At 35.5% G+C, this 16069-nt stretch carries 17 protein-coding genes; 13 read left to right on the forward strand and 4 right to left on the reverse strand.

The features are described 5' to 3' along the window. The first annotated feature begins 1 nt into the window (after nucleotide 1). The 3 genes from IGI65_RS08330 (at nucleotide 2) to IGI65_RS08340 (ending at nucleotide 2135) form a co-directional block, all read left to right on the forward strand. Complete coding sequence (locus IGI65_RS08330; RefSeq protein WP_438773883.1) at nucleotides 2-262, forward strand: holin; 261 nt, start codon at nucleotides 2-4, stop codon at nucleotides 260-262. A 1-nt stretch (nucleotide 263) separates the two neighbouring features. Then, nucleotides 264-1292, forward strand: coding sequence for an N-acetylmuramoyl-L-alanine amidase (locus IGI65_RS08335; protein ID WP_438773884.1), 1029 nt, complete (start codon nucleotides 264-266; stop codon nucleotides 1290-1292). A gap of 291 nt (nucleotides 1293-1583) precedes the next feature. After that, nucleotides 1584-2135: a PBECR4 domain-containing protein gene (locus tag IGI65_RS08340; protein ID WP_438773885.1), complete on the forward strand. Its 552-nt coding sequence runs from the start codon at nucleotides 1584-1586 to the stop codon at nucleotides 2133-2135. Nucleotides 2136-2492: 357 nt separating this feature from the next. Here the strand turns inward: IGI65_RS08340 and IGI65_RS08345 are convergent, their stop codons facing one another. Together IGI65_RS08345 and IGI65_RS08350 are read right to left on the reverse strand one after the other, a co-directional pair. After that, entirely contained in the window at nucleotides 2493-2762 is a 270-nt protein-coding gene (locus IGI65_RS08345; protein WP_438774430.1) for a hypothetical protein, read from the reverse strand. Nucleotides 2763-2764: 2 nt separating this feature from the next. Further along, nucleotides 2765-3127 carry a hypothetical protein gene (locus IGI65_RS08350; protein ID WP_438773886.1) on the reverse strand — a complete coding sequence of 121 codons (363 nt, stop codon included), beginning with the start codon at nucleotides 3125-3127 and terminating at the stop codon, nucleotides 2765-2767. A 655-nt stretch (nucleotides 3128-3782) separates the two neighbouring features. On the opposite strand from IGI65_RS08350, the gene IGI65_RS08355 reads away from it, so the two are divergent. Together IGI65_RS08355 and IGI65_RS08360 are read left to right on the forward strand one after the other, a co-directional pair. Then, nucleotides 3783-4340 carry a hypothetical protein gene (locus tag IGI65_RS08355; protein WP_438773888.1) on the forward strand — a complete coding sequence of 186 codons (558 nt, stop codon included), beginning with the start codon at nucleotides 3783-3785 and terminating at the stop codon, nucleotides 4338-4340. Nucleotides 4341-4621: 281 nt separating this feature from the next. Then, on the forward strand, nucleotides 4622-5017 hold the full coding sequence (locus IGI65_RS08360) for a DUF805 domain-containing protein (protein ID WP_438773889.1): 396 nt from the start codon (nucleotides 4622-4624) through the stop codon (nucleotides 5015-5017). A gap of 65 nt (nucleotides 5018-5082) precedes the next feature. Here the strand turns inward: IGI65_RS08360 and IGI65_RS08365 are convergent, their stop codons facing one another. Next, nucleotides 5083-5724, reverse strand: coding sequence for a DUF998 domain-containing protein (locus tag IGI65_RS08365; protein WP_438773890.1), 642 nt, complete (start codon nucleotides 5722-5724; stop codon nucleotides 5083-5085). 312 nt (nucleotides 5725-6036) lie between these two features. On the opposite strand from IGI65_RS08365, the gene IGI65_RS08370 reads away from it, so the two are divergent. Continuing rightward, entirely contained in the window at nucleotides 6037-6684 is a 648-nt protein-coding gene (locus tag IGI65_RS08370; RefSeq protein ID WP_438773891.1) for a hypothetical protein, read from the forward strand. Between the two features lie 98 nt (nucleotides 6685-6782). Here the strand turns inward: IGI65_RS08370 and helD are convergent, their stop codons facing one another. Beyond that, nucleotides 6783-9062, reverse strand: coding sequence for an RNA polymerase recycling motor HelD (helD, locus tag IGI65_RS08375; RefSeq protein ID WP_438773892.1), 2280 nt, complete (start codon nucleotides 9060-9062; stop codon nucleotides 6783-6785). 133 nt (nucleotides 9063-9195) lie between these two features. Between helD and IGI65_RS08380 the strand changes: the two genes are divergently transcribed. From IGI65_RS08380 to rimP, 7 genes are all read left to right on the forward strand, one after another. Continuing rightward, nucleotides 9196-10059: an aminoglycoside 6-adenylyltransferase gene (locus tag IGI65_RS08380; RefSeq protein ID WP_438773893.1), complete on the forward strand. Its 864-nt coding sequence runs from the start codon at nucleotides 9196-9198 to the stop codon at nucleotides 10057-10059. Nucleotides 10060-10171: 112 nt separating this feature from the next. Continuing rightward, nucleotides 10172-11995 carry a heavy metal translocating P-type ATPase gene (locus IGI65_RS08385; RefSeq protein ID WP_438773895.1) on the forward strand — a complete coding sequence of 608 codons (1824 nt, stop codon included), beginning with the start codon at nucleotides 10172-10174 and terminating at the stop codon, nucleotides 11993-11995. A gap of 138 nt (nucleotides 11996-12133) precedes the next feature. After that, the gene (locus IGI65_RS08390) at nucleotides 12134-12310 is read left to right on the forward strand and encodes a 2-hydroxymuconate tautomerase (RefSeq protein WP_071864721.1); all 177 of its coding nucleotides are present in this window, start codon (nucleotides 12134-12136) and stop codon (nucleotides 12308-12310) included. A gap of 287 nt (nucleotides 12311-12597) precedes the next feature. Continuing rightward, entirely contained in the window at nucleotides 12598-14538 is a 1941-nt protein-coding gene (thrS, locus tag IGI65_RS08395) for a threonine--tRNA ligase (RefSeq protein ID WP_071864720.1), read from the forward strand. Nucleotides 14539-14693: 155 nt separating this feature from the next. Next, nucleotides 14694-15110 carry a DUF4234 domain-containing protein gene (locus tag IGI65_RS08400; RefSeq protein ID WP_438773896.1) on the forward strand — a complete coding sequence of 139 codons (417 nt, stop codon included), beginning with the start codon at nucleotides 14694-14696 and terminating at the stop codon, nucleotides 15108-15110. Further along, nucleotides 15095-15442 carry a DUF2752 domain-containing protein gene (locus IGI65_RS08405; protein WP_438773897.1) on the forward strand — a complete coding sequence of 116 codons (348 nt, stop codon included), beginning with the start codon at nucleotides 15095-15097 and terminating at the stop codon, nucleotides 15440-15442. The genes IGI65_RS08400 and IGI65_RS08405 overlap by 16 nt, the downstream gene beginning before the upstream one ends. Before the next feature lie 138 nt (nucleotides 15443-15580). Continuing rightward, nucleotides 15581-16054: a ribosome maturation factor RimP gene (rimP, locus tag IGI65_RS08410; protein ID WP_438773898.1), complete on the forward strand. Its 474-nt coding sequence runs from the start codon at nucleotides 15581-15583 to the stop codon at nucleotides 16052-16054. Nucleotides 16055-16069 lie beyond the last annotated feature (15 nt).

Genomic DNA, 16069 nt, shown 5'->3' on the forward strand with positions numbered 1-16069 from the left:
TATGACAGAAATTTTAACAGCAGCGTCAATTATTAGTGCTGTAGTTCTGGGGGTAACACAGTTAATTAAAAATCAAATTCCCAATAACAAATGGCTACCAGTGATCAATGTGATTGCTGGTATTTTTATTGGTCTGATTTATTCAATCACTATTAATGGTAGCGGTGATTTAGCGGTGTATGGCTGGGCTGGTGCGTTATCAGGACTTGCGGCAGGTGGTTTTTATGATTTAGGTGCAGGGTTTATAAAGGAGGGTGAATAGCATGGCTTTAAAAATCGAAAAACAAATTCGTCAGGGGTTACCGCAAGTTGGCGTTAAACCTTACGGGCAAATCCATGCGCATTCAACTGGTAATCCTAGCTCGACAGCTCAAAATGAAGCAGACTATCACATGAGACGCCCAATTGAAAGTGGATTTTTTAGTCACGTAGTCGGGAATGGTCGTATTATTCAAACCGCGCCAGTCAACCGCGGTGCTTATGATGTCGGTGGTGGTTGGAATGCTTGGGGATATGCGCAAGTGGAGCTGATTGAGAGTCACAAAACAAAAGCAGAATTCACAAAAGACTACAATCTATATGTAGAACTACTTCGACAATTAGCAAAAGAAGCAAATATTCCGTTAAAAGTTGATGCGGGGAACGTGGGCATTTTGAGTCATGATTATTGCACAAAACATCAACCTAATAATGGTAGCGATCACGTTGACCCATATCCGTATTTAGCTAAGTGGGGAATTAGTCGTGCGCAATTTAAGAAAGATGTTGAGAACGGATTAGGCAGTTCAAGTGGAAGTTCCTCAACAGGTTCTGGCTTGGCTAAGAATCCTAAACCACTTAATGATGGTAAGGTTGGAGATACTGTCAAAGTTTATGATGCACTATATCGCGATTCTACTGGCGCTAGACGGTCAACGGCTAAACGTGGCCAACAAGGTAAAATTAAGCGAATTGTCTCAAACGGTAAGAAATATTTGATTGAGAATTGGGGATGGGCGCACCCTAATGATATTCAATTGATTAAACGTGCTTCATCTAGCAGTACATCGATTAAATTACCTGCTGGATTTACTGCAGAAAAAGCCACATTTATAAACGGCGACACATCGATTACGACCCGTACTGATAAGCCAAGCTTAAAAGGTAAAGTTGGCAAGCAACTAAAAGCAAAAGAAAAAGTTAGCTACCTTGGGTGGAAAGTAGCGGAAGGATACACATGGATTTACACAACTGATAAACGCTATATTCCTGTACGACCTGTTGGCAAAGTCGCATGGGGAACATTTAAATAGAAGTAAAACCCGATCTCTTAATTGAGGTCGGGTTATTTTTTTGTATAAAATATTATAGGAAAATTTAAATTCAAAGGTTTTGGTTGATTAATTTATTATCTAATGCTATATTACCTTTGAGGATAATAGAGCTCATTCCTCTGTCTTGTCTAGTTTAAGGCTCAATAGAGTCAAAGTGAGAAGAGTGCACTCACGCACCCCAGCAGGCGGGTTAGCCTAGCGTTGGTCTGCATGGGACGGTAACCATGCTTTGCACTCTTTTTTTTTGCACTTTTTTAGGAGGGTACTATTATGGCCATAGATTTAAAATTTACCTATAATCAGTATCTTTCAAATTTCGATGGGAAAGTTGCAATGATGACAACAAGTTACGATAAACTTGATGTTTTCTACGTCAAATTTGATATAAAGCAGTTACCCCATTTGCTAGGATTGCACAAAATCTATAATCGTAAGCCACAGGAATTGTGTAAAGATTTGCGAACTGGAGATATATGTTACGAGAATATCCAACGCCATCATAACTTCGGACAAATCAAAGATAGAATTACGCTGTTCCCTTTTATTTTAGATATTTTCTTAGAAGACTATAATAAGTCAGTTATATATCTTTCTGATGGAGATAAGAATGGAAGTTCTATGAACCTAGATATTGCGTTTGCGCATCCTTATAAGAATAAATATCTTAATTTAGGCCTGAGAGAAAATACTTCTTCTGTATATGCTCCAGTCACTTTTTTTGTTAATAAGAAAAAGAAGTCCTTGCCGTTTCCGGGCTCAAAAAGAGCTAGAGTTGAAACAATCGAAATAATTGAAACGAATTCACAGCAACTGCTGTTTTAAAGTTAATACAACGTTAAAAGACCTAGCCCACGCTAAGGTCTTTTTTTTAACAAAAAACCTACCCCAAAAAAGGAGTAGGCGCGTGGCCAAGGTTAGAAAAAGGAGTCACTAAGGAATTGACCACATACTTAGTTTAACATGGTTTTTGTCATTAATCAGTATATCTTTTGCAATATTTGAAATAACAATATACTATAATTCTGTTAGCAACAATATACTCCATAAAAAGAGTAGCACACTTAGTCAGCTTGGGGAAGATTTCTAGGTGAGGTGCTACTCTTTTAATTTAGGAAAATATTCCCGCTTAAAGGATATCATTTTAGGTGAAAGTTGTCATTTTAATATGGCGAATAGTTGTTATTTGTTTCTTTTCGGATATAAACTTTTTTCGAATTCAATCACTATTTGAGGTTTGCCAATCACCGCATATTTCCTCACAACGAATTGTTTTCTACTATTATATTCACCAGCGACGGCTATCTTAGTTCCTTCTGCTGCGTCAGCTAAAAAGTTTAATGAATGAGAAGCGATGAGACAATTTGTATCATCTAATTTGAAAAACACAAGGGGACGCTCGCTAGATTTCAAAATCTTAACATGTTTAACAGTTCCGTTTAAATGAATCATCATCATTCCTCCAATGCAGACCACTTAGCGACACTCACGAATTCTACGTTGCGGATTTCATCGTAATCAATTTTCTGATCATCAATGTATATTCCCAATTCGTCATATCCTTGCACTTTTCCAACAATATCTCTCTGATATTGTCCTTCTTCGTTCATTTCTTCTTTTTGAATAGCAACACTTTTGTCTTTTAAGCGTGCTTCGTATAAAGTGCGATCAATTTCATCAGAGGTCATTAGCTCTTTAGCCGGAACCACAAAATTTTTTTCTTTTTTTACTTCAGACATTTGTTTTGTGTGTTCGGATAAAAAGAAACCATTCCACTTTAATAATTTTCGATCTTGATAAGGTGGTGGCGTACGCATAAAATCATCTCCTACATATTTCCACTTTTATTATACGAACGTATGTTTGTTTTGTAAAGCTAACAGATTGTAAGAATGAATTTTCAAGGGGCAAAAAAGGGGCAAAAAATTTGTACTACTACAAATTAGTACAAGAAAATAAATCCAAAAATATCGAAAAAACGCTTATTTCACAGTGTTTTTACACCACTATGGATTAGCTCAGATAGATAGTGCAACGTATTTTCCATAATGTAGAATTAGATGATTAGTTTTGATTTAATAGGAAAAGTGTCAGTATGAAACGGCACTTTGTTTAAAAAGTAGTACTACAGAAATTTTGTAAGATAAGATAAATTTAGACCAGCGAAGAAATTCGTTGGTCTTTTTTTCTAAGTTAGTTTCTTTGGTATTTGAAAAAAGTATAAAAAATAAAATAGTTTAATAGAATTAAAAAATATTCTTTGTAAGCGGAAAAATATGATTTAAAATTCGAAAATAGCATGTTAAACTCATATATATATAGTGAATTTAAGGGATGTTAAGTACATAAAAAAACTATCTCAAAATACATATTTCTATTTTCCTTAAACCTTTTTATGTATCTATTCATCCGGTTTTATTAGCTATTTAGCATTCGTTTAATTGCAAAAAAAATTTATTAAAGGAGAAATTGATGAAAAAGATTGGATTTGCAACGTTACTTGTAAGCCTAGTTATCTTAAGTTCTTGTAGCTCAATAAGTAATGAAACATCAAAAAGTCAAACAAATGTTACATCAACTAGTAATACTAGTACTACCAATTCTTTAATGACTGAAGTTGAATCATTGAAAAAAGAATTACTCGAAAAAGAAAAAGAATTAGCAAGTGCAGAAACAAATAAGCAGAAAATTTCAGAACTTGAAGAAACATTGTCTGAAAAAAACACAGAATTACGACAATTGAAAGCAGAATTGAATACGATTGATACGACAATGACAGATGAAGTTGCTGAAAAAATTTGGAACACTCTGACTCCTGAAGCAACTGGAAATTACATAGGCTTTCAAGAGGAAACTACCACTTCTGGTTGGTATAGTTTTCAATATCAAAATGGAGTTGGCAACGTTCCAGTCTTTAGAAGATATGGCGATTTAGCACTGGTAAAATGGGGTGGCGGTGGCACAGAGGTAAATATTAGAGTTTTAAATTTAAATATCCAAGAAGTGATTACATCCTTTAATGTGAATTAAAAATTCCTTCTTCATATCAAGAAAGTAGTTTGAACAAGTACTGGCCTATAAAAATTTAATCTTTTTTCAGTAAGTTCAAAATTTTATGGGTTAAATGGAGATGCTATGATTATTTAGGCGGGCACGTGTGGGTTCATTTATCTTTTTGTTGGCATTTATAACTTCATTTATAAATTGCTTTCTAAATAAAATAAATGATTGGTAAATTTATTAAAAGGATTTTAAGCTTAAATTTTGACAACTGCTACAGGCTTTGGGATAGTAAAATAGGAGGTGTTAAAATGATTAATGCTTATAAAGAATATTGGCATAACATGACTGTTATGAACGCATCTGCCAAAAGAGGGCAATATTGGTGGCCGCAAGTTATCAATTATTTAGTATTAGCAATCTATTCGGTTGTGACAGGAGTTAACCGTTATATTGAAATTACAGCTGATGACGGTACAATTATCAAAGAATGGAATGCAGTAACGTTAGTTTTTGTCTTATTGAGCGCACTAATTTGGTTGGCTAATTTTACTGTACGCGCACGTCGCCTGCATGATCGCAATCACAGTAACTGGTGGATTTTATTTTACTTGATTCCTTTAATTGGTAATATCGTTATTTTCATCACTTTAATTTTACCAAGTAAAGACAACACCCGCTGGCCGATCAATCAATCAGAGCTGTAGCCAATTGATACTAAAAGAAAAAGTAAAAAAACAAGCCTTCAGGATTAAAAATGAAGGCTTGTTTTTTAGCTTTTTTTTATTAAAAGACTTTGAATAGCAGTGAGAAAATAAGGTAAATACAAAAACCACAGATTCAATCTTTGCCATAAACCACGATGGGAAACTTGAAATTGGCTGATGATCGGAATCTTTGGCATTGCGAATAAAAACATAAATACCATAGCGGCAATAAAAATGAGTGGCAAAAAGACGATGAAAATTTCATTTTTTTCATGGCGATAAAGCAAAAACAAAAGGAACGTTCCTAACAAAAGTGCAACGAAGCCTGCGCCAGAAGCATAATTGTGCAATAAGGAAGTAAAATCTACCTCACTTTCATTTGCGGCGCGATCAAATAAACCAGTGATAATACAATCGCCAATTCCAAAAACCACCACCATTAATGAAAGAATAAGAGAAAACTTTTGATTGGTTTCTTTAAATCGTTCATAAATTGCTGGGGCACTTAAAACAAAAAGGGTGCCATTAATAATTTCCCAAATTTTAAAGGCCCATTTCGTCGGACTATCGGTTTCACCGAAAGTTGAAATTAAATTATTTATTTGGCTGTAATTGGGATAATAGTGCGCCAAAATAAAAGGGAGTGCAATTTCACTGATAATAGCTAATAGTAGCAGGTAAAAGCCATATTCTCTTAATAATTTCAATACCATCACTCCAGTATGTTTTCATTTGTTTTCTTATTTATTTTAGACTTATTTTTATCTCTTGAAAACTATTATGTCTTTTCAAAAAAATAAACAAATAAGTGGTAGGAAAAAAATTACGGTATTATCTTGATAGCAACGTTTAAAAAAATTCCAATTCCGCTTATGATTTAATTACTGAAGTATAAATTGGCTGATATTATTGTCAGAAAATGAATTTTTTTATTTTTTCGAATTTTCTCTGCAAATGGTTTAATGAAATTATGCTATACTATTGAAGAGAAAACGTTATCTTTGAGGTGGTGTTGTTGTTTGGAAAAAATCAGTTTGGAACCTTTTGATCGCATTTTAAGCGACTATGAACAAAAAGCGGAGTTAGCAGTATCAGTAGGTGCGTGTTCTACCTTAGCTGCTCGATGTCAACGCTTTGGGGTAGAAGGGTATCGCTTAGGTGATTTTCGTGGAGCTGGTTACTTGAATCGTTATGTTTACTACAGTGTGACCCAAGCGCCAATGCTTATTTATCGTCGTAATTATTTGATTCCTTTGGTTTTTCGCCAAAACCCTGAGAGTTATGAATTATTTGCTGAAGAATTTCGTTTAGAGGGTTTTTTTATACTATTGGATTGGTATTTGAAAAATGAACCTCAAAAAGTAATTTTAAAAGATCGTAGAAATCAAGAAAAATCTCATAAATATCAAGAATATACAGTGATTGACAGCGCCTTTTTAGTTTTTCGTCTGTCTGAAATAATAGATGCGGCTGGGTTACCTTTAAGCCAGTGTCAAAACTTGAATGATTTTAAAACATGGAATAAAAAACATCATTTAATTGATAATGGTTTGGTAGGACGTCACGCGAAACTTTTTGATGAAGAAGATAAAAAGCAGTTGTCAGAACTTAAAATGATATTAAATATTATTCAATTAAAATATCCACAGGTGCCATTATTCATTTAAAAACCCAAACTATTACAGCGATTTACTAGTTTTTAAAACTAACCAATCGTTTGTGATAGTTTGGGTATTTTTATTTTTGTTAGTGAAATTTTGAGTTTTTATAAAACGACTTTGTTAAATGTTAATGGATCCGCTGTGTCAAAAAATGGTGAGAGGGGCTCATGGCTAATAACGGTTAGTTCGTGCATCGCCCGAGTTGCAATAGTATAAAAAATTAACCGATCCTGCAACGTCTTAAAACTATCGTCAATTTGCCAAGCGTAGACACGGTCAAATTCTAAGCCTTTCGCTAGGTAAGCAGGGATAATCATAATACGTCGTTTCATGAAATCCTCTTCAGAGATAATTAATTGAATCTCTTGTTTCATTTTTTCGTCTAGTGCTTCATAAAGGGCAACACAATCTTGACTGGTCCGACAAATAATTGCTGTCCGCCAATATTGAGCTTTTGCTTCATTTTCTTTTAAATCATTTATTAAATAATTCAGACATTCCGTTTTATTAAAGCCAGTTACTAAGGTTGGTAGATCTCCTTTTCTGGCAGTCATTTCCACAGTATCTTCTTCTGATAAAAATTGATTGGCAAAGTCTGTAATTTCTTTAGTGGATCGATAACTTGTTGTTAATTGGTACCGGGTTACTTCTTGATCTGGGAAAAGGGCAGCTAAATTACCGACAATGGTCTCATTACCAAAGACTTTTTGATTTAAATCTCCACACAGCGTAAGGTTAGCTTGGGGGTACAACTCCCGTAATAGCGCCACTTGTGCAGGTGGAAAGTCCTGCATTTCATCGATAAAAATGAAACGAGCATTGACTGGTAAGTCAACTGGTCGCAATCCTTTTAATAGTAAGAAGAATAAAACAGCATCTTCTTGTTTTAACAGGCGATTTTTTAATAAGTCGCGGGTAGCTTCGAGACTTTCTTGCCATTGATTTACAGTCACATGATTTTCAGCTAAAGTTTTTTTAGAAACGTTTTGTAAAAAGTGCAAATATTGTTTGGAAAAGTTAATAAATTGGAAACGATTAATACTTTTAACCATACTGCGAAAGTGGCGCTTTACAATTTGTTTTTTAATCTGATTGCGTAATTTTCGTTCGTTTTCTTCAGAATCAGTTAAGTTAGGATGATCTGCAAAATATTGTTGTAATTCTTCTTCGGCGGCCTCTTTTACCCAATTTTTTTTGGCTTCGTCTTTTTGCAGGCCACCAACTTTTTTCAATAGTTTTGTCTGCAATAATTGTGTCCGTTGGTAAAGTGGTAAATTTGGATTTGTTTCTTGATACCAAGTACGCATTTGTTTTGTTGAAATCAAAGTTTCTCCATTAATTTTCAAATTACGAAATAACGGTCCTAAGTCGGTGATTGCTTTGATATAATTTTTAATAGCCTTGACTAAAACTAAACTGCTTTTTAGTCGCTCGCTTTGTTTTTCATTGCCAGATAAAAAGACAACTTCTTGCTCAGCTTCTTTTTCAATCGTAAATTGTGGCAGTAGCTGATCCATAAAAGAGCGGAATGTTCGAGTTGGGACAGTACTTTCTCCAAGGGAAGGCAGAACCATTGAAATATAATCAGAAAATAGATGGTTAGGTGAAAATAAGAGAACTTGTTCATCAGCCAACCATTTACGATTACGATAAAGTAAAAAAGCAATTCGTTGTAAAAGGGCAGAAGTTTTACCACTACCTGCTATACCTTCAATTAACATGACTTTGCTTGTTGTATTGCGAATAATTTTATTTTGGGCTTTTTGAATCGTGGAGACGATATTTTTCATTTGAGAAGAAGATGCTTCATCTAAAATCTCTAATAAAAATTCATCATTAATTACTTCAGAAGTATCCACCATTGAAAGCATTTGCCCATCTTGAATTTTAAACTGGCGTTTTAATAAAAGTTCTACTTCATAACGGTCGTGGTCGGTTTCATAAAAAGCTGGACCTAATTCACCTTCATAATAAAGATTGGCAATTGGCGCGCGCCAATCGATGACGATGGTTTCTTGATTTTTATCCCGTAAAGAAGCAATACCTAAATAAAGTGTTTCTTTATTTTCTTGTCCTTCTTTAAAATCAATCCGCGCAAAATAAGGATTTCCCTCCATTGTACTAAGTGTCTTTAAACGTTTTACTTGGCTTTCGGCTGTGTGATACTTCAAGAGTAGTTCTTGCTCATGTTGGCGATACTCCATTGCAGATTCATAAAAAGACTCATCTGAACCGCCCCGGATTTGGTGATCGGCAACTTCTTTTAATTCGGCTTGCATCTTGCCACTTAGCTGTTGTTGCTGTTCTTTAATTAGTTGTTCTTCATTTTGAATAAGTGCAACAGTCCATGCGACATGCTGCTTTTCTTTGGCACGTTCATCCATTAAACAAGCCTCCATTTCCTATGTGTGTGATAAAATCACGCCATAAAATTATAGCACAAGTTCGACTCTGAAAAAAAGGTTACTGCTTTCAAAGTTTTTTTAAAATTTTATGTAAATGAGAAAGGAAGAAACAATGCGTAAGGAAGATGAAATGTTAGCATTAATAAAACAAGTAGCTCAAAAATTACCTCAGGTCAAAGGCGTAGCGCTTTCTGGCTCGCGAGCAAATCCTCACGTCCCCAAAGATATATTTCAAGATTATGATGTCGTTTACTTAGTAGGTGAAAAAGATAGTTTATTAAAAGAGCGCAGTTGGTTAAAAGCTTTTGGTGAAATTTTAATTATGCAATGTCCCGAGGAAATGACTTTGTTTCCAGCTACTTTAGGAGATTGTTTTACCTTTTTAATGTTATTTGAAGATAATAACCGCATTGATTTAATGCTTTGTCCTATAAAAAATCTGCCAGATTGGTTAAAAACAGAAAAAGTAGTTTTACCTTTGTGGGATCCTCAAAATTTACTTACAGATATTAAGAAAACAAATCCTGATTCCTTATATCTTCAAAAAGCGCCGAGTCAAGCGGAATTTACAGATTGTTGTAATGAGTTTTGGTGGGTGTCCACTTATGTAGTTAAAGGTCTATGGCGTAAAGAATGGTTATATGCTACTGATCATCTTTATAACATTTGTCAAAAGGAATTACGTCGTTTGCTGAGTTGGCAAGTTGCTTTAGAACAAGGATGTAGCGTTAGTATTGGCAAAAACGATAAGTATTTACTAAATTATTTGTCTGATGAAATAAGACAATCACTGCTTGATTTGCTGGATTTTACTACTGGTGAAAAAATTTGGCAGAGTCTTTATAAAACCCAAAACCTTTTTCATCAAACAGCTGTAAAATTTGCTGAAATGAGTGGTTTTTTTTATGATGCTAAAACAGCCAATGCTGTGAAGAAATACAGTCACAATTGGCAGCATCAGGATGATAAAAGCTAATTGTAAATGATTCTTTTTTTCATTTAGCACTTTTCTATTTTCATTTGGAAATAAGCAAGTTATCCTTTAAGTGAAGCTTGAACTATTCAAGTTGGGAAAGTAGGGGATGGAAATGAGTCATTTTAAAAAATTCTTTTTAACTTTAGTGGTAGGAGTCATAGCTTGTCTTTTTGAGTTTGTTTTGAAACAAGGACAGTGGGCCTATCTACTCGTGACAATTGTGGGTGGCTTCATGGCCTTTACCATGTTAATTGAAATGGTAATAACATTGCGATCTGGCCGTTATGGTGTGGATATTTTAGCGATTACGGCTATTGTCGCTACTTTAGCAGTTGGGGAATACTGGGCGAGTTTGATGATTTTAATCATGTTGACCGGCGGAGATAGTTTAGAAGATTATGCCAGTCGTCAAGCAGGCCGTGAATTACAATCTCTATTAGATAATTCTCCTCAAGTTGCGCATCGAAAAAATGGAGATCGCTTAGAAGATTTAACTTTAGATAAGGTTAAAGTTGGCGATATTTTAGTGGTTAAGCCCCATGAAATTGTCCCTGTTGATGGGATTGCCTTACAAGAAGGTAGTGTCGATGAATCTTCTTTAACTGGTGAATCTCGGCCAGTGGATAAAAATAGCGGAGATGACATTATGTCTGGAGCTATAAATGGTGAGGGAACTTTGGTTTATCAAGTAACTTCACTAGCTGAAGATTCACAATATCAACAAATCGTTAAATTAGTAAAAGAATCGCAAGAAAAACCTGCTCATTTTGTGCGGATGGCAGACCGTTACGCTGTGCCATTTACTGCAATTGCGTATCTCATTGGAGGGATTGCCTGGTTTGTTACGAAAGATCCGGTCCGTTTTGCTGAAGTCTTAGTCGTAGCTTCTCCTTGCCCTTTGATTTTAGCAGCTCCAGTTGCATTAGTAGCAGGCATGAGTCGTTCAAGTCGTAATGGTATTGTAGTGAAAACTGGTACTACAATCGAAAAACTTGCCGAAGCTAAGACCATTGCTTTTGATAAAACAGGTACCATTACCAAAGGCCAATTAACAGTAGAAGCGATAAATCCTGTAGCTGGTTTTCCAGAAGATAAATTTTTGAGCTATCTTGCCAGTGCCGAACAAGAATCACTGCACATTTTAGCGCGATCACTTGTTTCTTATGCTACCAAACGAGTAGAATTAGTACCGATTAAAAACTTAGAAGAAGTTGTTGGTTCTGGTGTAAAAGGTGAAATTGATGGCAAAGTCATCAAAATTGGGCGGGCAGAATTTGCCCACGCTAGTATTTCTGCTGGTAATGCGACAATGATTTTTGCATCGTTAGATGATCAATACATCGGTAGTGTAACTTTTGCAGATGAAATAAGACCAGAAGCCCAAACCACGATTACCCAATTACGCAATTTAGGTGTCGATAAGGAAATTATGTTAACTGGCGATCGTAAAGGAATCGCAGAATTAACAGCTACTGCAGTTGGAATTAAAGAAGTTCATGCCGAATGCCTGCCACAAGATAAAATTAACGTTTTAAAAAATATCACTAAAGCAGATCGGCCGTTAGTGATGATTGGTGATGGTATTAATGATGCGCCAGCTTTAGCGATTGCTGATGTCGGTATTGCTATGGGGGCTCACGGTTCTTCAGCGGCTTCTGAAAGTGCAGATGCTGTTATTTTGAAGGATGATTTAAGTAGCGTTGCAGCAGCGGTTAGTATCTCGCAAGATACAATGAAAATCGCCCGACAATCAGTTTTAATCGGAATTTTTATCTGTGTTGGTTTGATGCTAGTTGCTAGCACGGGGGTGATCCCTGCGTTAATCGGTGCGATGTTACAAGAGGTTGTTGATACGGTCTCCATTTTAAGTGCATTACGGGCCAAAAACGATCGTAAAAATAAAGATACCAGGAAAAAATTAAGTTTAGGCCATTAGCATAAGCTAACAGAGTATCTTTATAAAAAATATCGAAAATAAAGTTTCAAATTTTATGCAACAATTTCAGTTTTGTGCGGGACATTTTGACTTATTTAAGGTTAAAATAGAGGTAATTTAAAAAAGGAAGTGAATAATATGCCATTTGTCCATGTTGAATTAGTAGAAGGACGTAGTAAAGAACAATTGACTGCAATGATGAAAGATATTACTGAAGCTGTTCATAAGAATACCGGTGCGCCAAAAGAACATATTCATGTGATTATTAATGAAATGAAAAAAGGTACTTATGCTGTTAATGGTGAATTTAAGTAAGTTCATTCTTGCATTTTTTTAAAAGAAGTGTTTAAATATATTCAACTTGTAAAGCCAACTGATTTTGAGAGTCTGTAACAGAGAGGAAAACAACTGCTGAAAGTTTTCCAACAGAAAACCAAAGGATGACCACTTTACTTATTCCTAATTAATCTTAGGCGGTGGCAACCGTTAGCGGCAAATGAGAAGACGATAATATGTCTTAAAATTAGGTGGAACCACGTTAATCACGTCCTAGTGCTATTATAGCGCTAGGACTTTTTTTATTATTTAAGGAGGAATTATCTATGGCAATTACAATTACATTTCCTGATGGTGCAAAAAAAGAATTTGAATCAGGTAGTACAACAAAAGATATTGCGGCTAGTATTTCTAATAGCTTAGCAAAAAAAGCTTTGGCGGGAAAAGTTAATGGCGAATTAGTAGACCTAAATCGTCCAATTAATGAAGATGCTACCTTAGCAATTATTACCCCAGCTGATGAAGAAGCGTTACCTTTACTTCGCCATTCTGCTGCTCATTTAATGGCACAAGCGGCCCGCCGGTTATTTCCGAATATTCACTTTGGCGTAGGCCCTGCGATTGACAGTGGATTTTATTATGATACTGATAACGGTCAACATCCAATCACAGCCGAAGACTTACCAGCAATTGAAACAGAAATGATGAAAATCGTGAAAGAAAATTTACCGATTGAACGCTTGGTCTTATCAAAAGCAGAAGCATTGGATTTGTTTCATGCAGACCCTTATAAAGTCGAATTAATTAATGAAATGCCAGAAGATGAAACAATTACAGCCTATCGTCAAGGAGAATTTGTTGATTTGTGCCGTGGCCCACATGTTCCTTCAACTGGTCGCATTCAAGTTTTCAAACTATTATCTGTTGCGGGTGCTTACTGGCGTGGTAATTCCGATAATCAGATGATGCAACGTGTTTATGGGACAGCTTTCTTTGATAAAAAAGATCTAAAAGAATTTATTAAACAAAGAGAAGAAGCAAAAGAACGCGATCACCGTAAATTAGGAAAAGAATTAGATTTATTTATGGTTTCACCAGAAGTTGGTTCAGGGCTTCCTTTCTGGTTACCAAAAGGTGCTACAATTCGCCGGATTATTGAACGTTATATTATCGATAAAGAAGTAAGTTTAGGTTACCAACACGTTTATACACCAATTATGGCCAATGTTGATTTGTATAAGACTTCTGGTCACTGGGATCATTATCATGAAGATATGTTCCCACCGATGGATATGGGCGATGGCGAAATGCTTGTTTTACGTCCAATGAACTGTCCGCATCACATGATGGTCTACAAAAATGATATTCATTCTTATCGGGAACTACCAATTCGAATTGCAGAACTTGGCATGATGCATCGCTATGAAAAATCTGGTGCCTTATCTGGTTTACAACGGGTACGGGAAATGACATTAAATGATGGACATACTTTTGTGCGTCCGGATCAAATTAAAGATGAATTCAAACGGACTTTGGACTTGATGATTGCGGTTTATGCAGACTTCAACGTGACAGATTATCGTTTCCGCTTGAGTTATCGTGATCCTAACAATACTGAAAAATACTTTGATGATGATGCAATGTGGGATAACGCGCAAACAATGTTAAAAGCAGCGATGGATGAATTAGGCTTAGACTATTTTGAAGCTGAAGGAGAAGCAGCATTTTACGGACCAAAACTTGACGTGCAGGTGAAAACAGCGATGGGGATGGAAGAAACATTGTCTACTATTCAATTAGACTTCTTATTACCTGAACGTTTTGAGTTAACTTATGTCGGTGAAGATGGCGAAAATACTCATCGTCCGGTCGTGATTCACCGCGGAATTGTTTCTACTATGGAACGTTTTGTAGCTTATTTAACCGAAGTTTACAAAGGTGCATTTCCAACTTGGTTAGCGCCAATTCAAGCAACAATTATTCCAGTTTCTGTTGCAGCACATTCTGATTATGCTTATGAAATCAAAGAACGTCTGCAAGCAAAAGGAATTCGGGTTGAAGTCGATGACCGAAATGAAAAAATGGGTTATAAAATTCGAGCTTCACAAACACAAAAAATTCCATATCAACTTGTTGTAGGGGATAATGAAGTAAAAGATGCAACTGTAAACGTTCGTCGTTATGGAAGTAAAGAAACTTCAGTTGAAGAGCTAAATATTTTTGTGGATGCAATTGCAGCAGAAGTAGCTAACTACAGTCGCGTATAAATTTTTAAGCTGTCCTGCCTAATTTAACTCTTTTATGGTAAAGTAATTTAAGGAAGTTCAAACGAATTTTCAAACAGGAAAAATTATTTTATCAATTAAAGTTAAAGAGGCGGCAGCTTCTTTTACATAGTGAGATACGAAAGGAAATAGCGACTATGATGAAAAACGATTGGCAAAAACGCTCTGTAATAGCTGTGATTTTATTTACACTACTCACTGGTGGCATTTATGGAATTTATTGGATTTATACTACCAACCGAGATTTAAATGATTTAACTGGTGACTATCGACTAAAACCAGGATGGACATTATTTTTTGGACTTATTACTTGTGGACTATACATGTTTTATTGGTGGTATCGCATCAATGATTTGGTGATGGCAGCGCAAGAAAGAGCATTGCGACCTTATCGTAGTGACAATAAGCTATTATTTATTGTCTTGCGCATTTTTGGCCTAGCCGTGATTAATATGGCAATTTTACAATCTGACTTAAATGATGTTTATGATCATTTAAATCAAGGTGTGACAGGTATGAATACTCAAGGAGACGACGAATGGTCGGATTATTAGAATGTCCTTTAAAAGCTGTGACAGGTCTGCCGTGTCCGGTTTGTGGTATGACGCGCGCTTTTATTCATTTGGCACAGGGGGATATTACGACAGCGTTTTATTATCATCCACTTTTTTGGGTAATTATTTTGTTGGTTTTACTCTATGGAGTTAGTTTAAAAAAAGCGGTTATAGCACGGCTTTTGACTAATAAATATTGGTGGATGGGAATTATAGGTCTGTTTTTAGTTGTTTATTTATATCGAATGGTTCAGTATTTTCCCCATCAAGCTCCATTGGATTTCAATTTTAATGCTTTTTTGCCGCGATTGTGGCAAATTGTTGCTACTTAAATAACGCTATTTCTGCTTTCAGTTGTGATTTTCAAAAAAATATGTTAGAATGTATAACGGTAATGATACTTAGTGGAGTGAGGGATTTTTTCCCTCACTCTTTTTAATGAAAAGAATTGGTCAAGGAGGCGATGATTGTTGAGTACAGTGGTAGAAACAGTAACAAATTTAGTTGTTCCAATTTTGGATGAACAAAATTTTGAATTAGTCGAAGTTGAGTTTGTTAAAGAGGGGAAAAGCTGGTTTTTGCGAGTATTCATCGACAAAGAAGGCGGCATTGATATAGAAGAATGTGCCTATGTAAGTGAAAAGCTAAGTGAAAAGTTGGATAATATGGATCCAGATCCAATTCCTCAAGCTTATTTTCTAGAGGTATCTTCTCCTGGTGCCGAGCGTCCGCTGAAAAAAGAAGCCGATTATCAAAAAGCCGTGGGTGAATATATCCACATCTCATTATATCAAGCAGTTGAAGGACAAAAGCAATATGAAGGATTTTTAGTTTCTTTAAATGAAGCTGAACTTGTATTAAAGATCAGAGTTAAAACGCGAGAAAAAGAACTGACTTTTGATCGCAAGAATATTGCCAAAGCCCGTTTAGCTATTCAATTTTAAAAAAGGAGTTCCAAG

The organism is Enterococcus sp. DIV0755b (assembly GCF_051713765.1).
Lineage (GTDB): Bacteria > Bacillota > Bacilli > Lactobacillales > Enterococcaceae > Enterococcus_C > Enterococcus_C canintestini.

Bases quoted from the DNA above. Each gene is read 5' to 3' on its own strand.
- IGI65_RS08330 (WP_438773883.1), top strand. From the start codon at position 2: ATGACAGAAATTTTAACAGCAGCGTCAATTATTAGTGCTGTAGTTCTG.
- IGI65_RS08335 (WP_438773884.1), top strand. From the start codon at position 264: ATGGCTTTAAAAATCGAAAAACAAATTCGTCAGGGGTTACCGCAAGTT.
- IGI65_RS08340 (WP_438773885.1), top strand. From the start codon at position 1,584: ATGGCCATAGATTTAAAATTTACCTATAATCAGTATCTTTCAAATTTC.
- IGI65_RS08345 (WP_438774430.1), bottom strand. From the start codon at position 2,762: ATGATTCATTTAAACGGAACTGTTAAACATGTTAAGATTTTGAAATCT.
- IGI65_RS08350 (WP_438773886.1), bottom strand. From the start codon at position 3,127: ATGCGTACGCCACCACCTTATCAAGATCGAAAATTATTAAAGTGGAAT.
- IGI65_RS08355 (WP_438773888.1), top strand. From the start codon at position 3,783: ATGAAAAAGATTGGATTTGCAACGTTACTTGTAAGCCTAGTTATCTTA.
- IGI65_RS08360 (WP_438773889.1), top strand. From the start codon at position 4,622: ATGATTAATGCTTATAAAGAATATTGGCATAACATGACTGTTATGAAC.
- helD (WP_438773892.1), bottom strand. From the start codon at position 9,062: ATGGATGAACGTGCCAAAGAAAAGCAGCATGTCGCATGGACTGTTGCA.
- IGI65_RS08380 (WP_438773893.1), top strand. From the start codon at position 9,196: ATGCGTAAGGAAGATGAAATGTTAGCATTAATAAAACAAGTAGCTCAA.
- IGI65_RS08385 (WP_438773895.1), top strand. From the start codon at position 10,172: ATGAGTCATTTTAAAAAATTCTTTTTAACTTTAGTGGTAGGAGTCATA.
- IGI65_RS08390 (WP_071864721.1), top strand. From the start codon at position 12,134: ATGCCATTTGTCCATGTTGAATTAGTAGAAGGACGTAGTAAAGAACAA.
- thrS (WP_071864720.1), top strand. From the start codon at position 12,598: ATGGCAATTACAATTACATTTCCTGATGGTGCAAAAAAAGAATTTGAA.
- IGI65_RS08400 (WP_438773896.1), top strand. From the start codon at position 14,694: ATGATGAAAAACGATTGGCAAAAACGCTCTGTAATAGCTGTGATTTTA.
- IGI65_RS08405 (WP_438773897.1), top strand. From the start codon at position 15,095: ATGGTCGGATTATTAGAATGTCCTTTAAAAGCTGTGACAGGTCTGCCG.